Origin of the sequence: Agrobacterium sp. D14, assembly GCF_001526505.1 — a bacterium.
Classification (GTDB): Bacteria; Pseudomonadota; Alphaproteobacteria; order Rhizobiales; family Rhizobiaceae; genus Agrobacterium; species Agrobacterium leguminum.
The window spans coordinates 169,039-194,632 of the sequence record NZ_ASXX01000042.1 but is presented as its reverse complement, the minus strand read 5'-3'; the positions used below and the strand labels follow the sequence as shown (position 1 = coordinate 194,632).

At 60.3% G+C, this 25,594-nt stretch carries 14 protein-coding genes; 5 read left to right on the top strand and 9 right to left on the bottom strand.

Features of this window, described 5'->3' with window-relative positions:
* Nucleotides 1–82 precede the first annotated feature (82 nt).
* Nucleotides 83–1,009, top strand: a complete 927-nt coding sequence (gene metA / locus L901_RS20275) for a homoserine O-succinyltransferase (RefSeq protein ID WP_059759827.1) — start codon at nt 83–85, stop codon at nt 1,007–1,009.
* Nucleotides 1,010–1,185: 176 nt separating this feature from the next.
* A complete protein-coding gene (locus L901_RS20270; protein WP_059759825.1) occupies nt 1,186–2,205 on the top strand; it encodes an aldose epimerase family protein in 1,020 nt (339 codons plus the stop codon).
* Nucleotides 2,206–2,220: 15 nt separating this feature from the next.
* Here L901_RS20270 and mtgA read toward each other — a convergent pair whose 3' ends face one another.
* Entirely contained in the window at nt 2,221–2,868 is a 648-nt protein-coding gene (gene mtgA / locus L901_RS20265) for a monofunctional biosynthetic peptidoglycan transglycosylase (protein WP_212541174.1), read from the bottom strand.
* Between the two features lie 236 nt (nt 2,869–3,104).
* Between mtgA and L901_RS20260 the strand changes: the two genes are divergently transcribed.
* Entirely contained in the window at nt 3,105–4,019 is a 915-nt protein-coding gene (locus L901_RS20260) for a polyprenyl synthetase family protein (RefSeq protein ID WP_059760040.1), read from the top strand.
* A 30-nt stretch (nt 4,020–4,049) separates the two neighbouring features.
* On the opposite strand, the gene L901_RS20255 is transcribed toward L901_RS20260, so the two are convergent.
* The 6 genes from L901_RS20255 to L901_RS20230 all read right to left on the bottom strand — a co-directional run bounded on the left by L901_RS20255 (nt 4,050) and on the right by L901_RS20230 (nt 12,585).
* Nucleotides 4,050–4,712 carry an OmpA family protein gene (locus L901_RS20255; RefSeq protein ID WP_003520323.1) on the bottom strand — a complete coding sequence of 221 codons (663 nt, stop codon included), beginning with the start codon at nt 4,710–4,712 and terminating at the stop codon, nt 4,050–4,052.
* Nucleotides 4,713–4,778: 66 nt separating this feature from the next.
* Nucleotides 4,779–6,029: a flavodoxin-dependent (E)-4-hydroxy-3-methylbut-2-enyl-diphosphate synthase gene (gene ispG / locus L901_RS20250; protein ID WP_020010805.1), complete on the bottom strand. Its 1,251-nt coding sequence runs from the start codon at nt 6,027–6,029 to the stop codon at nt 4,779–4,781.
* Between the two features lie 120 nt (nt 6,030–6,149).
* Nucleotides 6,150–7,340, bottom strand: a complete 1,191-nt coding sequence (locus L901_RS20245; RefSeq protein ID WP_059759822.1) for an MFS transporter — start codon at nt 7,338–7,340, stop codon at nt 6,150–6,152.
* Nucleotides 7,341–7,352: 12 nt separating this feature from the next.
* Nucleotides 7,353–8,153: a DeoR/GlpR family DNA-binding transcription regulator gene (locus L901_RS20240; RefSeq protein ID WP_059759820.1), complete on the bottom strand. Its 801-nt coding sequence runs from the start codon at nt 8,151–8,153 to the stop codon at nt 7,353–7,355.
* A gap of 126 nt (nt 8,154–8,279) precedes the next feature.
* Nucleotides 8,280–11,741, bottom strand: a complete 3,462-nt coding sequence (gene pyc / locus L901_RS20235) for a pyruvate carboxylase (RefSeq protein WP_059759818.1) — start codon at nt 11,739–11,741, stop codon at nt 8,280–8,282.
* A 106-nt stretch (nt 11,742–11,847) separates the two neighbouring features.
* A complete protein-coding gene (locus L901_RS20230) occupies nt 11,848–12,585 on the bottom strand; it encodes a LuxR family transcriptional regulator (protein ID WP_059759817.1) in 738 nt (245 codons plus the stop codon).
* A 339-nt stretch (nt 12,586–12,924) separates the two neighbouring features.
* Here L901_RS20230 and L901_RS20225 point away from each other — a divergent pair, with 339 nt between their 5' ends.
* Nucleotides 12,925–14,691: a glucan ABC transporter ATP-binding protein/ permease gene (locus L901_RS20225; protein ID WP_003520317.1), complete on the top strand. Its 1,767-nt coding sequence runs from the start codon at nt 12,925–12,927 to the stop codon at nt 14,689–14,691.
* A gap of 95 nt (nt 14,692–14,786) precedes the next feature.
* Here the strand turns inward: L901_RS20225 and L901_RS20220 are convergent, their stop codons facing one another.
* Nucleotides 14,787–15,032, bottom strand: coding sequence for a hypothetical protein (locus L901_RS20220; RefSeq protein WP_059759815.1), 246 nt, complete (start codon nt 15,030–15,032; stop codon nt 14,787–14,789).
* Between the two features lie 288 nt (nt 15,033–15,320).
* Nucleotides 15,321–23,816 carry a GH36-type glycosyl hydrolase domain-containing protein gene (locus L901_RS20215; RefSeq protein WP_059759813.1) on the bottom strand — a complete coding sequence of 2,832 codons (8,496 nt, stop codon included), beginning with the start codon at nt 23,814–23,816 and terminating at the stop codon, nt 15,321–15,323.
* 575 nt (nt 23,817–24,391) lie between these two features.
* Here L901_RS20215 and L901_RS20210 point away from each other — a divergent pair.
* A complete protein-coding gene (locus L901_RS20210) occupies nt 24,392–25,570 on the top strand; it encodes a M20 aminoacylase family protein (protein WP_059759811.1) in 1,179 nt (392 codons plus the stop codon).
* Nucleotides 25,571–25,594 lie beyond the last annotated feature (24 nt).

The following is a 25,594-nucleotide window of genomic DNA, read 5'->3' as shown; positions in this document are numbered from 1 at the left end:
TTCCTGGGACCGGTCGCGATTTCGCTGCCGGTTTTTTTGTTTTCGCAACGTTCTTTACGTGATCCGGAAAAGAGAGTTCGACATGCCGATCAAGATTCCCGATACGCTTCCCGCTTTTGAGACCCTCGTTCATGAGGGCGTGCGGGTCATGACCGAAACGGCGGCCATCCGGCAGGATATCCGCCCGCTCCAGATCGGGCTTCTCAACCTCATGCCGAACAAGATCAAGACGGAAATCCAGATGGCGCGCCTCGTCGGCGCCTCGCCGCTGCAGGTGGAGCTGTCGCTGGTGCGGATCGGCGGCCATCGCGCCAAGAACACGCCGGAAGAACATCTTCTGTCCTTCTACGAGACGTGGGAGGAAGTGCGCCACCGCAAGTTCGACGGTTTCATCATTACCGGCGCGCCCGTGGAGACGCTGGCCTATGAAGACGTGACCTACTGGAACGAAATGCGACAAATTTTCGAATGGACGCAAACCAACGTCCATTCGACGCTGAATGTCTGCTGGGGCGCGATGGCCGCCATCTATCATTTCCACGGCGTGCCGAAGCACGAGCTGAAGGAAAAGGCTTTCGGGGTCTACCGTCACCGCAATCTCTGCCCCTCATCGATCTATCTGAACGGCTTTTCGGATGATTTCCAGGTCCCGGTCTCGCGCTGGACGGAAGTACGCCGTGCCGATATCGAAAAACATCCGAGACTCGAAATCCTGATGGAATCCGAGGAAATGGGCGTTTGTCTGGTGCATGAGAAAGAGGGCAACCGGCTCTATATGTTCAACCATGTCGAATATGATTCGACATCGCTTTCGGACGAGTATTTCCGTGACGCGAATGCCGGCGTGCCCATCAAGCTGCCGCATGATTATTTTCCGCACAACGACCCGGAGCTCGCTCCGCTCAACCGCTGGCGCAGCCATGCCCATCTGTTTTTCGGCAACTGGATCAACGAGATATACCAGACGACACCCTACGATCTCGAAGCCATCGGGCAACTGGCGGCGTAAAGCGCGTCGCGTTTTATCGAACGCATGCGACGCGCTTTCGTTCTGTTTTAAGCATGTCTTTTTCCCAAAACCGCGGCACACTTTTGGGAGACATGCTTTGAATTGCGGGATTGCGAATTGCCGGAAAATGACGCAACGTCCGCCCGGCAATTCGCAACACCAGGGAGAATGACGAGATGAGCGACGCGGCGGCGCGGGAGAATTTCGGTTTCACGGCGACCGGCGAAAAGGTCGAACGCGTCACCATCTCGAAAGACGGACTGACGGCCAAGGTCATCACCTGGGGCGCGGTCATTCAGGATCTGCGCCTCGAGGGACACCAGCCGCCGCTCGTTCTCGGCTTCGATAAATTCGAGGACTACAAATATTCTTCCTATTTCGGCGCCACCCCCGGCCGGAATGCCAACCGGGTCGGTGACGGCCGGTTCTCCATCGACGGACACGAATACCAGCTGGAACTGAACGAAAAGGGCGTAACCCACCTGCATGGCGGCAGCGACGGCATGGGCAAGCGCAACTGGATGCTGATGGAACATGGCGAAAGCCATGCGGTTCTGCAGATCATCGACCCCGATGGCCGCGCCGGTTATCCCGGCAATTGCACGGTCACGGCCACCTATACGATTCTCGACGGCGGCGTGCTTTCGGTGGTCTATGAAACGGTGACCGACAAGCCGACCATCGCCAATGTCTGCCAGCATTCCTATTTCAATCTCGATGGCGCAGACACCGCACTTGGGCATGAGATCAGCATCGCGGCTGATTTTTACCTGCCCACCAATGACAAGCAGATACCGACGGGCGAAATCCGCTCCGTCGAAGGCACCGTCTTCGACCTGCGCCACCCGACACCGATGCGGCGCAAGGAGAATGGCGAGCAGGTCCTCTACGACCACAATTTCTGCCTGTCGCCCGAGCGCCGCGCCAAGCGCAAGGTTGCCCGCGCCTATTCGCCGGCCTCCGATATCGCCCTTGAGGTTCACACCACCGAACCCGGTGTGCAGTTTTATTCGGCCTTCAAACTGGACGTTCCGGTTCCCGGCCTCGATGGCCGTCACTACGGCCCCTTTGCCGGTTTCTGCCTGGAAACGCAGATTTGGCCCGACGCCGTCAACCACCCGGATTTTCCGCACGCCATCCTGCGGCCGGGTGAAACCCTGCGTCAGGAAACCGACTATATTTTCAAGAAAGGCTGAAGCGGCGCGCCGGGGTCAATCCAGCACGCAGCCGACATAGCCGCCGGAAGCGCGGGCGCGCCGTTCGATAAGGCCGGCAAGCCGTTGCAGCCCGCGTCCCGGCTTGCTGGCGACGCGGTCGATTGGATTGGGTAATGACACAGCCAGCAACGCCGCCTGACGGGAGCTGAGTTTCGCGGCCGGCACCTTGAAATGGTGCTGGGCGGCAGCCTCGATTCCATAAATGCCCGGTCCCCATTCGGCAACGTTGAGATAAATCTCCATCATCCGTTTTTTCGACCAGACGAAATCGGCGGTAATCGCCAGCGGCAGTTCCAGCCCTTTGCGCAAAAACGAACGTCCGTTCCATAAAAACAGGTTCTTGGCCGTCTGCATCGGAATGGTGCTTGCACCGCGGGTGGAAGCCCCGTCGAGCGCATTGCTGACCACGGATTGCATCTGGTTCCAGTCCACGCCGCCATGGAAACAGAATTGCCCGTCCTCGGACATCATCACGGATTGCACAAGGCGCGGCGAAATATCCTCAAGCGGCACCCAGCGCCGGTCATATCCCTGCAGGGTCACCAGATCGGCGAGCATCAGCGTCGAGACCGGCCGGATAAACGGCAGCGCATAAACCGGAATCAGCAGATAGGGCAGGATCAGCAAAGCCAGCAAGGTCATGACGATACGCTTTGCCAACGTGCGAAAATCCACCTTCGGACTGCTCCGGTCTTCCGCCAGCACGGCGTAATCTGCGTCGCTTTCAGGCGTACTGCTCAATATTCGTCAAAGCCCCGCACCAATTGAAGCCTTTCATAGTCCATTGCCGCCTTCAAGGCGAGTCCACTCAAATAGTTGCACCTCTGGAATCACGAAAAGGTTTGCCTGCATTCGCGCGGCATGCCAAAGAGCGCGGCATGGACGCTGCGATGACAAATTTCGAAACGAAGCTGCGCGAAAACGCGGCCAAAACCGAAGCCCTGCTTGGCCGCCTGCTTTCCGGCGAAACCCGCGCGGATGAGATCACGCGCCCGCAAAACCTGCTCGACGCCATGCGCCACGGCGTGTTGAACGGCGGTAAACGCCTGCGGCCCTTCCTCGTCATCGAAAGTGCCGCCCTTGCGGGCGGGAATGCCGAAGCCGCCCTTTATGTCGGCGCGGCACTGGAATGCCTCCATTGTTATTCGCTTGTTCATGACGATCTGCCGGCCATGGACGATGACGACCTGCGCCGCGGCCAGCCGACCGTGCATCGCAAATTCGATGAGGCGACCGCTATTCTCGCCGGCGACAGCCTGCTGACACTTGCCTTCGATATCATCGCCTCGGACGAAAATCCGCTTGCGGCCGAGCGCAAGGCCGCGCTCGTACTCTCGCTTGCCCGCGCGGCGGGCATCGGCGGCATGGCCGGCGGCCAGGCGCTCGATCTCGCTGCTGAGAAAAAAGCACCCGATGAAGCCGGCGTCATTACATTGCAGGCTATGAAAACCGGTGCACTGCTGCGTTTTGCCTGCGAAGCGGGCCCAATTATCGCCGGCAGCGATGTTTCCGAAAGGCAAAGGCTGCGTCTCTTCGGCGAAAAGATCGGCCTCGCCTTCCAGCTTGCCGACGACCTTCTGGATTTGACGGCCGATGCCGCCACCATGGGCAAGGCAACCGGCAAGGACGCCGCGCGCGGCAAGGGAACGCTTGTGGCACTGCGCGGCGAGGACTGGGCGCGCAGCCAGCTGCGGGAGCAAGTGGCGGAAGCCAGCGAACTCCTTGCCCCTTATGGCGAAAAGGCCGCGATTCTTATCGCGGCCGCCAGATTCATCGCTGAACGAAAGAGCTGAGCCGCTTCCACTCAGCTTTTCATCACCCAATCAGCCCTTGAGCGGCGAAATCAGCACCTCGACGCGACGGTTCTGGGCGCGACCATCCGGCGTTGCATTCGAGGCGATCGGCTGCGACGGGCCGAAGCCGAGCGTCGAAATACGGCGCTGATCGACGCCGCGCGCGCCGAGATAATTGGCGACCGATGCGGCACGGCGCTCCGAAAGGCCCTGATTGTAACCCGCGCTGCCGGTGGAATCGGTATGGCCGTTGATATCGATGAGCGTCCGGTTGAACTTGTTCAGCACAATAGCGACAGAATCGAGCGTCTGATAGAATGGCGGGATGACCTGATCCTGGTCCGTCGCGAAGGTGATGTTCGACGGCATGTTGAGAACGATGCTGTCGCCACGGCGGGTAACCGAAACGCCGGTTCCCTGAAGCTGGGCGCGAAGCTCGGCTTCCTGGCCATCCATGTAATTGCCGATAGCGCCGCCGGCGAGCGCGCCGATGCCCGCACCGATAAGCGCGGCATTGCGGCGACCGGTCGGCGAACCGCCGACAGCCAGACCACCGAGAGCACCGACCACGGCGCCGATGCCGGCGCCGCCCGCCGTGTTCGACATCTTCTGCTCACCCGTATAGGGATCGGTGGTGGTGCAGGCGGAAAGATAGGTCCCGCAAAGGGCGACGATCGCGATTTTTTTGATCATGTGTTTTGATGCTCCGAGAGGTTCAGGAGGTATGACAGTGGAATTCCGGCCTTTTCACGGTACTCTTTACTCCGCCGCATCTTTCCGGCCAAAACGCTTTTCGATGTAATCGATCACAAGCGCTTCAAAATCGGCGGCGATATTGGGACCACGCAGGGTCAGCGCCTTTTCACCGTCGATAAAGACGGGCGCTGCCGGGCTTTCGCCGGTTCCGGGCAGGGAAATGCCGATATCGGCATGTTTACTTTCACCGGGGCCGTTGACGATACAGCCCATGACGGCGACATTCAGCGCCTCGACACCCGGATATTTCTCACGCCAGATCGGCATGTTCTTGCGAATATCGTTCTGGATATTCTGGGCAAGTTCCTGAAAAACGGTGGACGTGGTGCGCCCGCAGCCGGGACATGCCGCAACGACCGGAATGAACTGACGGAAACCCATGACCTGCAGCAATTCCTGCGCCACCTGCACTTCGCGGGTGCGGTCGCCATTCGGCTCCGGCGTCAGCGAAACACGGATCGTATCGCCGATGCCGTGCTGCAAGACGTAACCCATGGCGGCGGACGAGGCGACGATGCCCTTGGAACCCATGCCCGCTTCGGTTAGGCCGAGATGCAGGGCGTGGTCGGAACGTTCCGACAGCATGGAATAAACGGCGATCAGGTCCTGCACCTGGCTGACCTTGGCCGACAGGATGATGCGGTTGCGGGGCAGGCCGATCTCTTCGGCAAGCTCGGCGGAAATCAGCGCGGACTGAACGATGGCCTCACGCGTGACCTGACGGGCGGAGAGAGGGAAACCCTGCTCCTTGTTCTTGTCCATCAGCGTCGTCAGAAGTTCCTGATCGAGCGACCCCCAGTTGACGCCGATTCGCACCGGCTTGTCGTAGCGGATCGCCATTTCGACGATCTCGCCGAACTGCTTGTCCTTCTTGTCCTTGAAGCCGACATTGCCCGGATTGATGCGGTATTTCGCCAGAGCTTCGGCGCAGGCCGGATGATCGGCCAGAAGCTTGTGGCCGATATAATGGAAATCGCCGACAAGCGGCACATCAAGCCCAAGCCGCAGCAGCCGCTCGCGGATTTTCGGCACGGCGGCCGCGCTCTCGTCGCGGTCGACGGTGATGCGCACGATTTCCGAACCGGCCCGGAAGAGCGCCGCCACCTGCTGCACGGTGGCATCGATATCCGCCGTATCGGTGTTGGTCATCGACTGCACGACGACGGGCGCGCCGCCACCGACGATGACACCGCCCACGTCTACGGCGACGGATGCGCGGCGGGGCTTGGGATCGTAATCGGCATGTGACGTCATGGCGGTCTCTGGAGCTTGCGGCAAGGTCTGGCAATTGAGGTGAAACAAGGGGGCCTGCTTGTCAACACCCAACGCATGAGAGCTTCTACTTTACCGCAATCATGGCAAAATTCGAGACGCCTATTCCTTGCCCGCGCCATCCGCATGGCGGGCGAGCCGCGAAAGCAGCAGAACCACCACATGCAAAAGCGGCAGGGCGATGAAGACACTGGCAAGACCGGTATGCTCGGCGATGAAACCGATGGCGGACGGCGCCACCAGAATACCGGAATAGCCCATGGTGGTGACCACCGAGAGACCAATGCCGGGCGCCAGTCCGGGCATGTTGCCGGCGGCGGAAAAGGCAATGGGCACCATGTTGGAAATGCCGATGCCGGCAATCGCGAAGCCAATGATCGCGATAGTGGAATTTCCCGCAAGACCGGCAATCATAAGACCGATAATCGACATGGCCGAACAGAAGCGCAGAGTCGTCACGGCGCCGAAGCGGTCACGCACCAGATCGCCGGCAAACCGCATGGCCGCCATGGTCATGGAGAAGGCCGCGAAGGCGAAACCGGACTGCGACACCGAAGCACCGAGTTCATTGCGCAGATAAAGGGCGCCCCAGTCGAGGATAGCGCCTTCAGGGATCATCGAGAACAGCGCCATCAGGCCGATGATCCACGGCAGCGGCGTCAGCGGCAGGCCACCTTTCGGGCGCTCTTCCTCCGGATGCGGACGATCCGCAAGGACGCGCGGCCACGCGATGACCAGCAGCAAGAGTGCGATGACCGTCAGCGCAATGGCGTGCCCCTGCACACCGATGGTCGTGATGAGATAACCGCCAAGACCGGCGCCGATCAGGCCGCCAAGGCTCCAGAAGGCGTGGCACGACGACATGATGGCGCGGCGCATATCTCGTTCCACCGCTACCGCATTGGCGTTCATGGCGACATCCATCGCCCCCGTCAGCCCGCCGAACAGAAACACCGCAATCACCCCGGCCCACACCGTGCCCGCCCAGGAAATGAAAAGCAGAGTCGGCAAAAAGATCGCCGCAGTGACAAGGCTCACCGTACGCGAGCCGAAACGGGCGATCTGCGAACCGGCAATCGGCATGAAAACCAGCGAGCCGATACCGAAAACCAGAATGATTAGGCCGAGCGCGCTCTCACTGAGGGACAGGCGCGCCGCAAATTCCGGAATCTTGGGCGCCCATGACCCCATCATGAAACCGTTCATCAAGAACAGCAGGGAAACGCCCAGCCTGTGCCGCGTCAGATAGGACGAGCGTATGCCTGTCGGCGAAAATGTCGTGGGGCCATTCATCGGCAATATCCTTCAGACTTGACCATGAGAAAACTGAGCGACGTCATCATCGCCGCAATAAACCTGTACGCCCTTTGCCGACAGCGCCTCGACGAATGCGCGATCGGCATCCTGCTCCAGCACGAGGGAAAGAGGTGGGGAGAAATCATGCACATGGAAAGCTGCCCTGTGGCCGAGCTTTTCCGTGGTGATGGCGGCGACAATCCGCTGGCTGGCGCTGCAGGCAAGCCGCTTGAACACCGCATCCTCGAAAACATCCGCAGACAGACCCGTCTCGGCCGCAACGCCGCAGACACCGAGAATGCAGAGATCGGGCCGCATCAGTTCGAGCTGCCGAAGCGCCATGGCGTCGATCGCAGCACCTACGGCCGGATCGACCTTGCCGCCGATCAGCACCAGATCGATATCGGCCCGCCCCGTCAGTTCAGCGGCAATGGCGGGCGTATTCGTCACCACCGTCAGGTTGAACCCGGCAGGAAGCGCCCTTGCAATGGCGAGATTGGTGGAACCGGCATCGATGAAGACGACCATGCCCGGCTCGAGAAGCGGGACAACGGCGCGCGCCAGCAGGGCCTTGCGGTCGGCATCCTCGGCAATGCGCGTCTTCAGCGGCACCGTTTTGCTGTCGGAAAGCAACGCCCCGCCATAAACCCGCAGGCATTCTCCCCGGGCTGCCATCTCACGCAGGTCGCGGCGCACTGTATCTTCGGAAACGCCGAAATTCTGCGCGAGATCCTGCGCCAGCACCCGGCCGCTTTGCCGCAACTGCGCAAGGATGAGCGCCTGCCGCTCGCTGACAAAATGATCGCTCATCGGAACTCATGCATAAACAGGAATAAACGTGCACGAACATGCATATTCGAGTTTTTACGGCTGCGCAACAAAAAACGCCCGCCGGAGAGGCGGGCGTCTGACACTCATCAATGATCGGATACGGCTTTATTCCCCGTAAGCGATCAACAGATCCTTCGCATCGATTTGGTCGCCGGGGCGCACCAGAACTTCTGCGATCTTGCCATCGCGTTCGGCGTGAAGCGCGGTTTCCATCTTCATGGCCTCGATGGAAAGCAGCACGTCGCCGGCCTTGACGTCCTGGCCCTGGTTGACGAAAACGCGGCTGATCACGCCCGGCATCGGCGCGCCGATATGGACGGCATTGCCGGGTTCGGCCTTGCGGCGCACGGCGGAGCCGGAAGCGCCATGGGCACGATCCGGCACCTTGATGCGGCGTGGCTGACCGTTGATCTCGAAGAACACCGTCACCATGCCCTTGTCATCCGTGCCGGACGAGGCCTGATTGACGATGACAAGCGTTTTGCCGCGTTCGATATCGGCAAACAGTTCCTCGCCATCCTCCATGCCGTAGAAATAGGCATGGGTGGGCAGCACGGAAACCGGGCCATAGGTCTCGGCTGTCAGCGCGAAATCCGTGAATACCTTCGGATACATCAGATAGGACGCGAACTCGAAATCGTCGACCTTGCGCTCCAGCTTGGTCTCGATCACCTTCCGTTCGGCATCGAGATCTGCGTCTTCCAGCAACGAACCCGGACGAACCGTATAGGGTGCTTCGCCCTTCAGCGCCTTTTTCTGCAGGGCTGCCGGCCAGCCGCCGGGCGACTGTCCAAGATCGCCCTTCAGCATCGACACCACCGATTCCGGGAAAGACACTTCACGATCAGGGTTTTCAACGTCGGCCACCGTCAGATCCTGGCTGACCATCATCAGCGCCATATCACCGACGACCTTGGAGGACGGCGTCACCTTGACGATATCGCCGAACATCCGGTTGGCGTCGGCATAGGCCTGCGCCACCTCGTGCCAGCGGCTTTCGAGACCCAGCGAACGCGCCTGTTCCTTGAGGTTGGTGAACTGGCCGCCCGGCATTTCGTGCAGATAAACTTCCGAGGCCGGTCCCTTGAGATCGCTCTCGAAGGCGGCATACTGGTTGCGCACAGCCTCCCAATAGAAGGAAATGCGGCGGATCCATTCGGTGTCGAGACCCGTATCGCGTTCCGACCCCGCCAGCGCCTCCACGATCGAGCCGAGGCATGGCTGCGACGTATTGCCCGAGAAGGCATCCATTGCAGCATCGACGGCGTCGACACCGGCATCCACGGCCGCAAGAACGGTCGCGGCGGAAATGCCCGAGGTATCGTGGGTGTGGAAGTGGATCGGCAGACCGGTCGCCTCACGCAGCGCCTTGAACAGAACCCTGGCGGCGGCCGGTTTCAACAGGCCCGCCATGTCCTTGACGGCGATGATATGAGCCCCGGCCTTTTCAAGCTCGGCGGCAAGGTTGGTATAATATTTGAGATCGTATTTCGGACGAGCTGAATTCAACAGATCGCCGGTATAGCAGATGGTCGCCTCGCAGAGCTTGTTCTCCTCGGCAATCGCATCCATCGAGACGCGCATATTCTCCACCCAGTTCAGGCAGTCGAAGACGCGGAAAAGATCGACCCCGCCTTTTGCAGCCTGACGGACGAAGTATTTCACGACGTTGTCGGGATAGTTCTTGTACCCGACGCCATTCGCGCCGCGCAGAAGCATCTGCAGCAGCAGGTTCGGCGCGCCTTCGCGGATCAGCGCAAGACGCTCCCATGGGTCTTCCGTCAGGAAGCGCATGGAAACGTCGAACGTCGCCCCACCCCAGCATTCCAACGAAAGAAGCTGCGGCAGCGCCTTGGCGTAAACGCTGGCGACGCGGGCAATATCATGGGTGCGAACGCGGGTGGCCAGCAGCGACTGGTGCCCGTCGCGCATGGTCGTGTCGGTGACAAGAACGCGTTTTTCATTGCGCATCCAGTCGGCAAAGCCCTTCGGGCCAAGCTTGTCCAGCAACTGCTTGGTGCCATCGGGCGTCGGCGCATCGATATAAGGAACGACGGGCTTTGCCGCCTTTTCGGACGGCCTGGCGCGACCCTTGGTTTCCGGGTGGCCGTTGACGGTCACGTCGGCAAGATAGGTCAGGAGCTTGGTGGCGCGGTCCTGACGCTTGACCTGCGCAAACAGTTCCGGCGTCGAATCGATGAAGCGGGTCGTATAGGTATTGTTGCGGAAGCTGTCGTGACCGATGATGGCTTCGAGGAAGGTGAGGTTCGTTGCCACGCCGCGAATACGGAATTCGCGCAGCGCGCGGTCCATGCGGTTGATCGCCTCATCCGGTTGCGGCGCCCAGGCCGTTACCTTGACGAGCAGCGGATCGTAATAGCGGGTGATGACAGCGCCGGTATAGGAAGTGCCGCCATCCAGACGGATGCCGAAGCCAGAAGCGGAACGGTAGGCGGTGATACGGCCGTAATCCGGAATGAAGTTATGTTCCGGGTCTTCCGTCGTGATACGGCACTGCAGCGCGTGGCCGTTGAGACGGATATCCTCCTGGCGCGGCACGCCGGATTCCGCGGTGCCGATGGCAGCGCCTTCGAGAATATGGATCTGCGCCTTGACGATATCGATACCGGTCACGACTTCGGTGACGGTATGCTCCACCTGGATGCGCGGATTAACCTCGATGAAGTAGAATTTGCCGGTATCGGCATCCATCAGATATTCGACAGTGCCGGCGCCGATATAGCTGGTCGCGGCGGCGATCTTCAGGGAGTAGGCCGCAAGTTCCTGACGCTGCGCTTCGGTGAGATAAGGCGCGGGCGCACGCTCGACCACCTTTTGATTGCGGCGCTGGATCGAACAATCACGCTCGAACAGATGCACGACATTGCCATGCGTATCGCCGAGAATCTGACTTTCGACGTGGCGCGCACGCTCGACCAGCTTTTCGAGATAGACCTCGTCCTTGCCGAAAGCGGCTTTCGCCTCGCGCTTGGCCTCCGTCACCTCGCGTGCAAGGTCTTCCTTCTTGCGGATGGCGCGCATGCCGCGACCGCCACCGCCCCAGGACGCCTTGAGCATGACCGGATAACCGATTTCCTCGGCCATGCGCTCCACTTCGGCGATATCGTCCGGCAGCGGATCGGTAGCGGGAACAACGGGGACGTTGACCGAGATCGCCAGATTGCGTGCAGCCACCTTGTTGCCGAGCTGGCGCATCGTATCCGCCGTCGGTCCGATGAAGGTGATGCCGGCCTGGTTGCAGGCCTCCACGAATTCGGGGCTTTCAGACAGAAGACCGTAACCGGGATGGATCGCGTCCGCTCCGGAGAGTTTGGCTACGCGAATAACCTCCTCGATCGAAAGATAGCTCTCGATCGGTCCCATATCCTTGGCGAGATGCGGACCCCTGCCGACCTGATAGGATTCGTCCGCCTTGAAGCGGTGCAAAGACAGCTTGTCTTCTTCCGCCCAAATCGCAACGGTTTTAATCCCAAGCTCGTTCGCTGCCCGGAAAACGCGGATCGCAATTTCGGATCGGTTGGCAACAAGTATTTTCGATATTTTCAAGACGGTCTCCCCACACGCCAAAACAAAATTTCTGCTGCACTGCGGAATTAAGCAGCAAAACCCGGTCTTGGAAAGGGCAATTCCGGCGAGAACTGTCCTGTTTGCGCTAGCTCAGCAAACCATGACGAAAAGCAAGCGCGACCGTATGCTGCCGGTTCTTGGCGCTGAAACGGCGCTGAATTCCGTTGATATACCAGTCGACCGTGTGGTTGGAGATCGATAGTTGGCGTCCAATTTCGGTGGAGGTCATACCGTCCGCCATCAGCGTCAGGACCTCCATTTCGCGCTTTGTAAGCTCGAGAGCGGAAACGTCAGGGGCATTGCTGAAGCCATGAGCCTGCCCGGAAAGATCGAGCAGGCGCCAGAACACGGCACGCGTGGCCGCATCGAGCAGTTCCACCTGCAAAGAGGGCAATTGCCGATCCTGACCGCCAATGAAGACCGCACCGATGAAGCCCGCACGGCCGTGCACGGGAAAGGCGTAGCCGCCCTGTAGACCGTACCGGCCGGCATCGTGGAAAAAGACGCTCGCCCTTTTGCGATGCATCGCACGCGGTAGGCCCTCCAGCGCTTCCTTCCACTGAAACGGCTTGTGCACCATGCCGATCACCTTGCGGACGGGATCGACGAGATTGTATTTCTTGGCCCTGTAGACCTCCAGCCAGCCTTCGGGAAGATGTTGCGCAAGGATGTGTCCGGTGGAGGCGAGCTCCCCGGTCATCCGCCTGCTGACGAGAAAATATTCGAAACCGTATTCGCGAATGAGCGTTGCAAATTCGGAACGAACGCGGTCGGCGCTTCCCGCCTGGTAACACGCAGAGATGAAGTGAAGAATATCATGCATAAAGACACGTGGTCCGGAGCTTGGCTTGAAGGGAATGACACGAAGGACGTGGTCCCGCGATGACGTCATGTTACTCGGGCGCCGGTCGGTTGAGATTGAACATATCGTCGTTAGCAATCCCTGAAACGAAGATGCGAAATCTTGTGACGGCAGGCCCCGGGAAACATCGGGTTTGGTTTTTTTCGGTTCGCACGCGCGGTCAATCTGTTAAGCCGCCATTCAGACAGAAAGAGCGATAATTACACAAATTTCGCCGTCTCATGCAACCTTGCTAAAATAACTTGCCTTGAGGCCGAACAAACAACCGCTCGAAAAAGACGCTCGGACTGGATTGAAAATTTGACCTTGTTTCAGGTTTACACACGCGCTCTGCGCTATCTGACCGTACATAAATGGCGGGTGACGGTGGTCGTCATCGCCAACGTCATTCTTGCAGCGATCACCATCGCCGAACCGGTGCTGTTCGGCCGGATCATCGACGCCATCTCTTCCGGCACCAATGTCACGCCCATTCTCATTCTTTGGGCGGGTTTCGGTGTCTTCAACACCGTCGCTTATGTGGCTGTCGCCCGCGAGGCAGACCGGCTGGCCCATGGCCGGCGCGCTTCGCTCCTGACGGAAGCCTTCGGGCGCATCATCTCCATGCCGCTTTCCTGGCACCATCAGCGCGGCACATCCAATGCCCTGCACACGCTGCTGCGCGCCAGCGAAACGCTGTTCGGCCTCTGGCTCGAATTCATGCGCACGCATCTGGCCACCTTCGTCGCACTGGTGCTGCTGGTGCCGACCGCTATGTCCATGGACCTGCGTCTCAGCTTCGTGCTGATCGGCCTCGGTATCGTCTATTGGTTCATCGGTAAGTGGGTGATGGGCCGCACCAAGGACGGCCAGGCTTCGGTTGAAGAACACTATCACAGCGTTTTTGCCCATGTCAGCGATTCCATCAGCAACGTCTCGGTGCTGCACAGCTACAACCGAATCGAGGCCGAAACGAAAGCGCTGAAATCTTTCACTGAAAAGCTGCTGAGCGCGCAATATCCGGTGCTGGACTGGTGGGCCTTCGCCAGTGCTCTGAACCGCACGGCCTCCACCGTTTCGATGATGATCATCCTCGTCATCGGCACCGTGCTGGTGAAGAATGGCGAGTTGCGCGTTGGCGATGTCATCGCCTTCATCGGCTTCGCCAATCTCCTGATCGGCCGTCTGGACCAGATGCGCCAATTCGTGACGCAGATTTTCGAAGCCCGCGCCAAGCTCGAGGACTTCTTCGTGCTGGAAGATTCCGTCAAGGAACGGGAAGAACCGGGCGATGCGCGCGAATTGTCGAACGTCTCCGGCACTGTGGAGTTCCGCAACATCAATTTCGGTTTCGCCAACACCAAGCAGGGCGTTCACGACGTTTCGTTCACGGCCAAGGCCGGCGAGACAGTCGCTATCGTCGGACCGACGGGCGCCGGCAAGACCACGCTCATCAATCTCCTGCAGCGGGTCTACGATCCCGATTCCGGCCAGATTCTGATCGATGGAACCGATATTTCGACGGTGACGAAAAATTCGCTCCGCAACTCCATCGCCACGGTGTTTCAGGATGCCGGCCTGCTGAACCGCTCCATTCGCGAAAATATCCGCCTCGGCCGTGAATCGGCCACCGATGCGGAAGTGGTGGAAGCAGCGGCAGCCGCAGCGGCGACGGATTTCATCGACAGCCGCATCAACGGCTATCTGACCCAGGTGGGTGAACGCGGCAACCGCCTGTCCGGCGGCGAGCGCCAGCGCATCGCCATTGCGCGCGCCATCCTGAAGAACGCTCCCATTCTGGTTCTCGACGAAGCGACCAGTGCGCTGGACGTGGAAACGGAAGCCCGGGTAAAGGCCGCTGTCGACGCGCTGAGAAAGAACCGCACGACCTTCATCATCGCCCACCGCCTTTCCACGGTCCGCGATGCCGATCTCGTCCTCTTCCTCGATCAGGGCCGGATCATCGAAAAGGGCACCTTCGATGAGCTAAGCCAGCGCGGCGGACGCTTTACCTCGCTGTTGCGCACCAGCGGCCTGCTGACGGAAGACGAAAACCAGCAACCCCGGCCAAAGGCCATCGCCTCCTGAGAGTCTGACTGACGGAATGAAGACAGGGCGGACAGCATGTTGTCCGCCCTTTTTCTTTGTGCACTTCCCGACGGCCCCGCCGGATCACAGGTCGCCTACCGAAGAATTCCGGTCAAGGAACTTGCCAGCCAGAAATCGATCTGCCCCAAGGGGAGGAGATTTCCCAGAAAGGCAACGATACCTGCTGCGAGATTGGTCAGGAAAATTCCAAGCACCACGCCAAGCATTATTCCGACGCTCGTTTTCCGTGGGTAGCGCGCCAACCAGCAGGACAACGCCAGGGAAAGAATGGCGAGCAACGCCAACAGTGCAAGTTCTGTGAAAGATGCGCTGAATTGCAAGATAACTCCCTTCCGATCGACCGACTATTCGCGACTGCTGCTTTTCTCGAAAAGATTGACGAGACAGTCCGCACCGGACGATCCGGCACCGCGCCATCAAAACCTTCGCCAATATGACCCTATCTCGGTGCTGCAGGACCTTCCAGCCGACGCCGCGAAGGAGCCCGGGCTTCCGTGCCAAGATCCGACCCGTAAGCTGAGCCGGGGACCAGGGTAGCCTCATAAAAATTCAGGCCCCCGCGTTACCACGGGAGCCTGAGTTTAAAGGCGAACGGAGACCTGATCGTATCAGTCGAAGGCGATCACCCGATCATCTGCCGACAGGGCCTTGCCATCGACGGAAACGGAGACTTCCGCCGTATCGGCCTTGCGGCTTACGACGATGTCCCTGGCCTTGCCGTCGAGCGTGATCTTCACCGAGAAGCCGCTCCAGTCCTCCGGCAGCGACGGCGAAATATGCAGCTTGCCGTCGGTGCGGGTGATGCCGAGAATGCCCTCGACGGCGGCGCGGTAGAGCCAGCCGGCGGAACCCGTGTACCAGCTCCAGCCGCCACGGCCCGCATAAGCGCCTTCACCGTAGACATCCGCAGTCACCACATAGGGTTCGACCCGATAGGTTTCCGACGCTGCCGCATCGAGTGCATGATTGACGGGGTTGAGCAGCTTGAAGCAGTTCCATGCCTCCTGCGCCCTACCCTGCTTCGCAAGGGCAAGAACCACCCAGGTCGCCGCATGGGTATATTGTCCGCCGTTTTCGCGCACACCCGGCGGATATCCCTTGATGTAGCCCGGATCATGCGGCGCACGCGAGAAGGGCGGCGTGAACAGCCGGATGATGCCGGTCTGCTCATCGATCAGATGCTCCATGACGGCATCCATCGCCTGCCGCGACCGAGCCTCTTCGCCTTCGCCGGAGAGAACGCTCCAGCTCTGACCGAGCGAATCGATCCGGCATTCCTCGCTTTCGGCGGAACCGAGCGGCGTGCCGTCATCGAAATAACCGCGCCGGTAGTAGCTGCCATCCCAACCCGCTGTTTCCAGCGCATTGCGCAGCCTTTCCCGGTGCGCCGCCCATTTGCCGACGCGGTCGGTATCGCCACGCTTTTCCGCAATCTCGATGAAATCGCGCAACGCTCCGGACAGGAACCAGCCAAGCCAGACGCTGGTGCCCTTACCGCCCACGCCGACACGGTTCATGCCGTCGTTCCAGTCGCCGCCGAGGATCAGCGGCAGGCCATTTTCGCCAGTGCGATGAATGGCAAGATCGAGCGCCAGCGCCGCATGCTCGTAAAGCGTGGCGGATCTGTCGCTGGTCTCAGGCTGGAAGAAGGCGTCATGCTGGCCGGGCATCAATGCCGCACCCTTCAGGAAGGGGATGCTTTCATCGAGGATGGCCGCATCACCCGTGGCCGAGACATATTGGTTGATCGCATAAGCGAGCCAGACCACATCGTCCGAAATGGTGGTGCGAACACCAGCGCCCGTCAGCGGCAGCCACCAGTGCTGCACATCGCCTTCCGGGAACTGGCGGCCTGCCGCACGCAGGATCTGCTTGCGGGCGAGATCCGGCTGGTAGAGCAGGAAGGCCAGCGTATCCTGCAACTGGTCGCGGAAACCGAAAGCACCGCTCGACTGGTAGAAGGCGGTACGCGCCAGAATGCGGCAGGCCAGCGCCTGATAGGGCAGCCAGTTGTTGACCATGTGGTTGAAGCCGGCATCCGGCGTGGAAACCTGCAACTGACCGGTAAAGCCCGTCCAGAACGCCTTGCTCTCATCCAGCACCGTCTGGAAGTCCGCCTTGCGAACATCCTTTACCAGCGCTTCGGCCTCTTCCGCATTGTCGGCATCGCCGAGAATGAAGGTCATGTGCCGCTCTTCGCCGGGCTTCAGGTGGATTTCCTGCATCAGCGCAGCACAGGGATCGCCGTCGACCTCGGTGCTGCCACTGAGTGCGGGGCCGGACACGATGCCCTGCGGCGCCTGCGCCGACCCGAAGCGACCGATGAATTCCCGACGGCTGGTCGTGAAGCCGCTCGCCTCGCTGTCGAGCGTCAGGAAAGCGGTGCGGGCGCTGTAGTCGATGCTGTAGGGGTTCGACGCGAAGATCGCATTGTTGCCGGCATCGTGCCTGCTCAGAATGAACGGCGCGGATTTCTGGCCGTTATTGCCGAGCACCCATTCCACATAGGCATAGACCTTCAGCCGGCGGCTTTTCGAACCCTTGTTGCGAACGATGACCTGCGAGAGTTTGACCGGTTTTTCACGGTCCACGGTCTGCGTCAGCTCCACCTCAAGCGTATCGGCCACACCTGTCAGCACGGAGTAACCAAGGCCATGGCGGGTTTCGAACATGGCTTCAGGATCGCGCGACAGCGCGGCGCAGGGCGTATAGAGCTTTCCTGTCTCCACATCGGCGACATAGAAGGCCTCGCCCGGCCGGTTGATGACCGGATCGTTGCTCCAGGGTGTCAGCTGATAGTCGCGCGAATTGCGGCTCCAGCTGAAACCGGCGCCTTCGGCCGAAATATGGAAGCCGAAATTCTCGTTCGAGATGACGTTGATCCACGGATGTGGCGTGGACTGCCCGCCATTGAGGCGCACGACATATTCCTGACCGCTTCTGGCAAAACCGCCGAAACCGTTCCAGAAATCGAGATCGCCCGCATCCTCCACCGGCTCCGCCACAGGGAAAACCGGCACAGGCAGACGGGCCTGTGCAGCATCGCTCGTGCCGTCAGGACCGCGATGGGCCGCAAACAGCGATACCGCGCGGTTGATCTGGTCGACGATCTTGCCGTTGCGCACATGGAGAACGACGCGGGAAGCGGCGAGAAGCGCGCTCCACGTCTCTTCATCCATCAGGTCGCGGCGCACGGAAAATACGTGCGGACGTCCGCCATCGGCGGGATTGATGCGGCGCTGCGCCTCGGAAATATGATCCAGCGCATGCTGCATGTCCTGTGCATAGGACGCGGCCCGTTCGTTGACGATGACGAGATCGAAGATCACACCGCGCGAGCGCAGATATTCATGGGCGCTCAGCGCCTCACGGGCGATATCCATGTCCATATCGTCGTTGATGCGCAGGCTGAAGATCGGGAAATCGCCCGAAATCGCAAGCGGCCACAAAGCGCGCTGCGAGGCGAGACCCGTTTTCAGGGTTTCCGAATCCGCCCGCAGATGCATGTCGGGATAGGTCAGATAACGGCCGAGATGCTGGAAGGCGGCCGCCTGCTGCGAGGTGACACCGACATGGCGCATCTGTACCTGCGTACGCGTCCAGGCATGCACGAGTTCATGTGCGAAGGCGTCCGGATGACGGTAACGGTCGATTGCCTTGTCGACTTCCTCGCGGCTCGGCGCAGCAATCGTCCAGAAGATCACGCTCACCTTCTTGCCCGCCGGCACGCGCACGGTGCGGCGCAGCGACAGGATCGGATCAAGCGTGAAACCGTCGGTGCTGGAAAGCGTTGCACCGGCATCGAAAGCCGCCGCCTCGCGCAGCGAGCGTCCGCGACCGATGAACTTGGCGCGATCCGTCTCGAATTCCGTCGGCCGCGACGGGCCGGCATTGTCGGCGGCAAGATGCGCAATGACGGTGCCAGGCTCGTTCGGGCTGCGACGGTTGCGCCAGGCGCGGATAACATCGCCGCGGCGGCCGATCTCCGTCTGCACGAACATGCGGGAGAACAGCGGATGGGCGTTGTCGTCATCCTCCGACGCAATGACCGGCTCCATATAGGAGGTCACTTCGATATAGCGATCCTCGGAACCGACATTGAGCAGCGTGACGCGGCGGCCTTCGGCATCGTGCTCGGTGGCGACGATGCACTCGACCACGCTCTGCAGATCGCCGGTGGTCTTGTGGAACTCGGCCTTGTCATCGGTGAAGATCGTCTTGGTCTTTTCACCTTCGATAACGCGCGGCTCGGCCGTCGCGCTCCACCATTGTCCATTGGTGGTGTCGCGCAGGAAGATGAAGGTGCCCCAGCGATCTTCGGTCGGATCAGCCTTCCAGCGGGAAATGGCCTGCCCGTTCCACTTCGAATAACCGGCACCCGTGGAGGTGAGCATGGTCGAGTAGTGGCCATTCGACAGGAACACCACTTCGCGGTCGCGCACAGCCGGGTCGGCAATGGAGCGCACTTCCGCACGCAGCAGGTCTGCCTGTTCCTTGCCGGGGGTCTCCGGCTCGTATTTCGCGCTCATGACCGGCACTTCGCGCGGCGCCTTTTCCTGCAGCAGCAGTTCGGCCGCCTCGATCACCGGATCGGAATGGAAGAGCTCGCGCAGCACGCCATCGAAGGCGACGTTGGCGACGGCCGCAATCGACATGCCGTGGTGGTGGGCATAATAGTTGTAGACCACCGCGCAGACCTTGCCATCCGGCACACGCGTCGGCGTGAAATCGACAGCATCGTGGAAACCGTACTGGCCAAGCGCGCCAAGCTTGCGCAGCTTGTCGAGGTTTTCCAGCGCACTGTCAGGATCGTACTGGCTGGCGAGGATCGACGCATAGGGCGCGATCACCGCATTCTGGCCAAGGCCGCGCTTGAGACCGAGCGTCGGCACCCCGAAGTTGGTGTACTGATAGTTCATGTTGTGATCGCGGGCGTTGAACGCCGCTTCGGAAATGCCCCAGGGCGTGCCGAGACGACGGCCGTGGTTCATCTGTTCCTTGACGATCAGATTGTTGGTCTGGTTGAGAATACCACCCTGACGCTCCTGCATGACAAGCGGCGGCATCAGATATTCGAACATCGAACCCGACCAGGAGACCAGCGCACCCTGTGCGCCGATCGGCACAACCTGGCGGCCGAGACGATACCAGTGCTCGGTCGGCAGATCGCCCTTGGCGATGGCGAAGAGGCTCGTCAGGCGGCATTCAGAAGCCAGAAGGTCGTAGCAGGCCTCGTCCAGCTCCTTGCTTTCGACGCGGTAGCCAATCGACAGAAGACGACGATCCTTGCGGTAAAGGAAAGTGAAATCCATCGAGAAGGCGAGGTTGCGGCTACGGTCGCGCAGCGATGCGAGGCGCTGGCGCAGCGGCTCCATATTGGTGAGGTCGATGGCGCTGTCGGAAATATGCGCCTCGCAGCAATCGACGAGCAATTGCGCCCAACGGGTCACTTCTGCGCTCTGCGCGGACTTCACCTCGTGATCGACATTGGTGGCGAGTTTCTGGATGTCGCGCGCAAGAACCGCGAGATTGATGACACGGATCGAGGCGAATTCATGCTCGCGCTTGACGGAGGCGAGAGCGTTCGAGAAGCCGATAATGCGCTCTTCAAGGCGGCGATGCAGCGGGCGCAGGTTCTTGCGGTCATCAGGCAGCGCCTTCAACGTTTCACGCAGAATGCCGGCAAGATCGCCGATACCGTCAAGATTGCCCTGAAGATGCGCGGACGGCGCTTCCGCCCAATCACGGCAGGCGGACGAAACCGCGATCAGGTGACCGGCGAGGTTGCCGCTGTCCACCGCCGAAACATAGCGCGGTCCAAGCGTCTGCAAGGTGTCGGTATGATACCAGTTGTAGAGATGGCCACGATGCTTTTCCATCTTTTCGACAGTCTGGATCGTGTTCTCGATCCGCTCCAGCGTATCGGCGAAGCTGATCCAGCCAAACTGGCGGGCTGAAATGATGGAAAGCAGATAGACGCCGATATTGGTGGGCGAGGTGCGCGAAGCGACGATCGGCTCGGGCGTTTCCTGGAAGTTGTCCGGCGGCAGGTGGTTTTCCTGCGGCGTCACGAAGGCCTCATAATAACGCCAGGTGCGGCGCGCGATCTTGCGAAGCTCGAAGGAGACGTGTTCCGAAACGAACAGCCGGTCTTCGGTTTCAGCCGACTGGCTGACATACCAGGCAACGGCAGGGGACAGAACCCAGAGCAGCGTGAAGGGAATACCGATCAGGAAAGCGTTGTCGCCCGGCAGCGCCGCAAACAGCAGGCCGAGCATCGCCACCACGGGCGCATGCCACATCTGGCGGTAATAATCGACGATGCTACCCTGCGCGCTCGACTGCATGCTGGCGGCGGTACGCCATTCCAGCATCAGCTTGTGGCTGACGAGCAGGCGGTAAAGCGAACGGGCAATCGCATCCGTCATCATGCAGGCGGCATCGGCGATGAAGACGATACGCAGCGCCACCTGCGCATTGGTGGCGCGGATTTCCGACCAGATGGTATGGAAATGCGCCTGCGGCACGATATCGGTGGAGCGCGGCACGAGACCGGACAGCAGGGAAAGCGTGGGCGCGACGAACAGCGAGAAGATCAGCAGAATCTGCCAGATCAGCGCACCGAGCGGGTCCATGAAATACCAGCCGAGGATCGAGGCGAAGAACCAGGCGATCGGCGTCAGCGAGCGACGCAGATTGTCGACCATCTTCCAGCGGCCGATGGCGGTAACGCCACGGGCACGATCGAGGATAAAGGGCAGAAGCTGCCAGTCGCCACGCGCCCAGCGATGCTGGCGCGACACTTCCACCTCATAGCGGGTCGGGAAGTCTTCCACCAGTTCCACGTCGGTCACAAGCGCACAGCGCGCAAAGGAGCCTTCAAGCAGATCGTGGCTGAGAATGGAGTTTTCCTCGATACGGCCCTTCAGCGCCGCCTCGAAGGCATCCACATCGTAAAGACCCTTACCGGTGAATGTGCCTTCGGAGGTCAGGTCCTGATAGACGTCGGAAACGGTAAAGACGTAAGGATCGATACCACGGTTGATCGAGAAGACCCGCTGGAAGACGGAAGCGTCCTTGCCGGTCGTTAGCGAGGGTGTTACGCGCGGCTGCAGCAGGCCGTAGCCTTCGACAACCCGTCCGGATACCGGATCGATCACCGGACGGTTGATCGGGTGGTGCATCTTGCCGACGAGCTTGGTCACCGCATCGCGCATCAAACGCGTATCGGCATCCAGCGTCATGACGTATTTGACATCGGTCGGCACGATGTTCGCACCGCCGAGGAAGGTCGTGTCCTTGTCGCCGCGCAGCAGCATGTTCAGCTCATGCAGCTTGCCGCGCTTGCGCTCCCAGCCCATCCAGCAGCCTTCGGCCGGATTGTAGAGGCGGCGGCGGTGCAGCAGGTAAAAGCGCGTCTTGCCATCAAAGGCATAACGGCTGTTCAGCGCCGCAAGCTCGCGCTTGGCATAGTCGAGAATCTCGAGGTCATCGTCGGACTGTTCATACTGCGCATCACGCCAGTCGCTCACCAGCGAGAAATAAATCTCGCCATGCGGATTGGCGAGATAATGCACCTCGATATTGCGCATCATCTCATCGACGCTGTCGCGGCTGGTCAGCATGCAGGGCACGGCGACCAATGTGCGGGCATCCTGCGGAATGCCGTTCTTGAACTCGTATCCGACCAGCCGGAACGGTTTCACGAAGAAGGTAACGAGGGTGTTGAAGAGGCCGGTCGCGCCTTCGGATGCCGGCAATGCGAACATCAGCAGGAAGGCGGTCACAACATACCAGGGCATGCCGGCCTGCGCCAGGAACCAGCCGACAGCGAGCATGGCGAGCGCAGTGATCAGCAGCACCGGCGCGGCGATTGCCAGCCAGTTGAACTTGCGCATCGAGCGCACGATACGCTGCGACACCAACGGCCGGTAACCCAAAGCCTTTTCAAGCTCAAAGCGGCGCTGGCCGACAAGCACGGAGCCGACATTGACGCGATGGGTTTCATCCGCACCGGCCGGCGTCTCCGAACGCGCCATTTCGACAGCGGCGCGCGCAACCTCGACTTCGGTCTTGGGAGAACGGCGCGCCAGAAGCTCGATCGTGTTGCGGTAGGTGTTGCGCGAACCGAAATCGAGAACCTCGTAGTCGGTCTCTTCGCGCAGAACCTTGTCGATATGGCTGACTTCCTCGAACCACACCGACCATTCGGTATCGTCGATTTCGCGCAGGCTCTTGACGATGTTGCCCATCGTCACATTGCCGGATGCTAAGCGATTATGTTCCGACATCATGACGTTTTCGGCATCGGTACCGGCAGCGTGAAGACGCTCTTCGAGCCAGGCAACGGCAAAACCGGAGGTCTGCGAACCGTTTCTCAGACGATAAAGGAACTGCGTCGCGAAAGTCGGGTCGTCGACCAGCGAATCGACCTGCTTGAGAAGCGCTGCCGAGGCTTCCGCATCGTTCAGACGGATGATTTCATCGACGACCTCATTCGCCTTCTGGCGCATGCGGCGCGAACGCTCCACGCGGATGGAGATGCGGCGGAGATTTTCGATGAGAACGAAACGGATGATCGACGGCAAAGCCCACAATTCGCCGATCTGCAGCGTCTTCGACGTCTGGTAACCATCCACCAGCGCCGTCATGTTCTCGCGCGAAACCGTGCTGTGGGTATGGGCGACATAAAGCCAGCCGAGCGCCATGACCCGCGGGATAGTCACGCCGCCCACCGTCATCGTCGGCAGCTGGCGATAGAATTTGCGCGGAAAATCGCGGCGGACTTCCTGGATCGCCTCTTCGATGACGTAGTGATTGTCGAGCAGCCATTCCGCCGCCGGCGTTATCGTCGCGCCATTTTCCGCATCGACGGCCGTGGTGCGATAGACCCTGAGGATTTCCTTCTCGTTCTCGCGATGACGCTCGAAGAAATCGAACTCCATGAAGCCGGGAAGGCTATCGGCGCCATCGCGCGAAAGCGCGGCGCCCGCATCATGCAGTTCCTCCACCGTCATATAGGACGCGCGGATCGAATCGTTGTGATCGATCTGCTTCGTCTCGGAATCACGGGCGGCGGCGGTCGGGGTAATATGAAATGACATCGGGCTCGTATTCTGAACTTTATGGAAACCTGTTCGACTTGACCGGCATTTCGTCCGTGGCGGGAACACACACGAAAATCGGGCCACGCTATATTTATGACTTATCCTGAACCTTCGGTGAACCGGACCGGACGCTGTGCGGAACGGATCGCCAAGTGCAGAATATCCGCAGGCACGTCATGCTGCAGCGTCATTATTCCGGAATATCTGCGAAGCTGGAGATCGGCGCGCACAGGGCGCTTTCGATGAGGGGAAGAAAATGGCATCGTTCGGCCCGGCAATGCCGTTCCGACCGGATTTCGCACCCTCCCCGATGGCGAAAATTGTTCGCGCAACGTCCGATAATCCCCCGTTGACAACCTGAAGGGCAACACGAACCGAGAGGCCCGCGCTACATCCGAAAGAAGCTAATGCCCCAGGACGTCAATAGTTCCATGCCACCTGTCGCGGCACGATGCAAGCGCTGAATTTCGGGGCATTTCCGGGCAGGTTACGCCCCTTACGCATGGCTGCATATGCTGCTATGTCATTTACAAAAGGCGCCGGAAAAAACGGCCGAACCCGGGACTTTAAAAATGACCAGACAGACCGCAAATCTAGCATCCTTTGCCAACCATATGCCGGATGTGGTGGCCATTCGCCGCCATCTGCACCGCAACCCCGAAATCGGCCTTTCGGAATTCAAGACGTCGGATTTTATCGCCGAACAATTGGCGGCAATGGGCTATGAGGTCACGCGGGGGCTAGCCGGAACCGGGGTCGTCGCGACGCTCAGCAATGGCAGCAGCACCCGCACGCTCGGCATCCGCGCCGATATCGACGCCCTGCCGATCCATGAAGAAACCGGTGCGGATTATGCGAGCGCCAATCAGGGCGTGATGCACGCCTGCGGCCATGACGGCCACACCGCCATGCTGCTCGGCGCGGCAAAGATCATTGCCCAGCGCAAAAATTTCGACGGAACCCTGCATCTGATCTTCCAGCCGGCGGAAGAGAATTTCGGCGGCGCCCGCATCATGATCGAAGACGGACTGTTCGAACGCTTTCCCTGCGATGCGGTTTTTGCACTTCATAACGACCCCGGCGTGCCCTTCGGGCAATTCGTGCTGCGCGACGGGCCGATCCTTGCCGCCGTCGACGAGTGCAAGATCACGGTCAACGGTTACGGCGGCCACGGCGCCGAACCGCAGGATGCGGCCGACCCCATCGTTGCCGGCGCAAGTATCATCATGGCGTTGCAAACCGTGGTGTCTCGCAACATCCATCCGCAATTATCGGCGGTCGTCACCGTTGGCGCGTTCCATGCCGGTGCTGCCAGCAACGTCATTCCCGAAACGGCGGAAATGCTGCTGACCATCCGCTCCTTCGATCCGGGCGTGCGCGACGAGCTGGAAAAGCGCATCCGGGCGATAGCCGAAGGCCAGGCGGCCAGCTACGGCATGAGCGTCACCATCGATTACGAGCGCGGTTATAATGCAACCGTCAACCACAAGGCGGAAACGGATTATGTCGCCGATCTCGCCCGGCGTTTTGCCGGACCTGAAAAGGTGGTCGAGATGCAGCACCCGTCGATGGGTGCGGAAGACTTCGCCTATATGCTGGAGAAACGGCCCGGCTGTTATTTCTTCCTCGGCACCGCGCGCACGGAGAATGACCCGCCGCTGCACCATCCGAAATTCGATTTCAACGACGATATCCTGCCGATCGGAACCGCTTTCTGGGTCGATCTGGCGGAAGATTACCTGAAGGCCTGAATGGGCATGAAAAAGGCCGGTCGG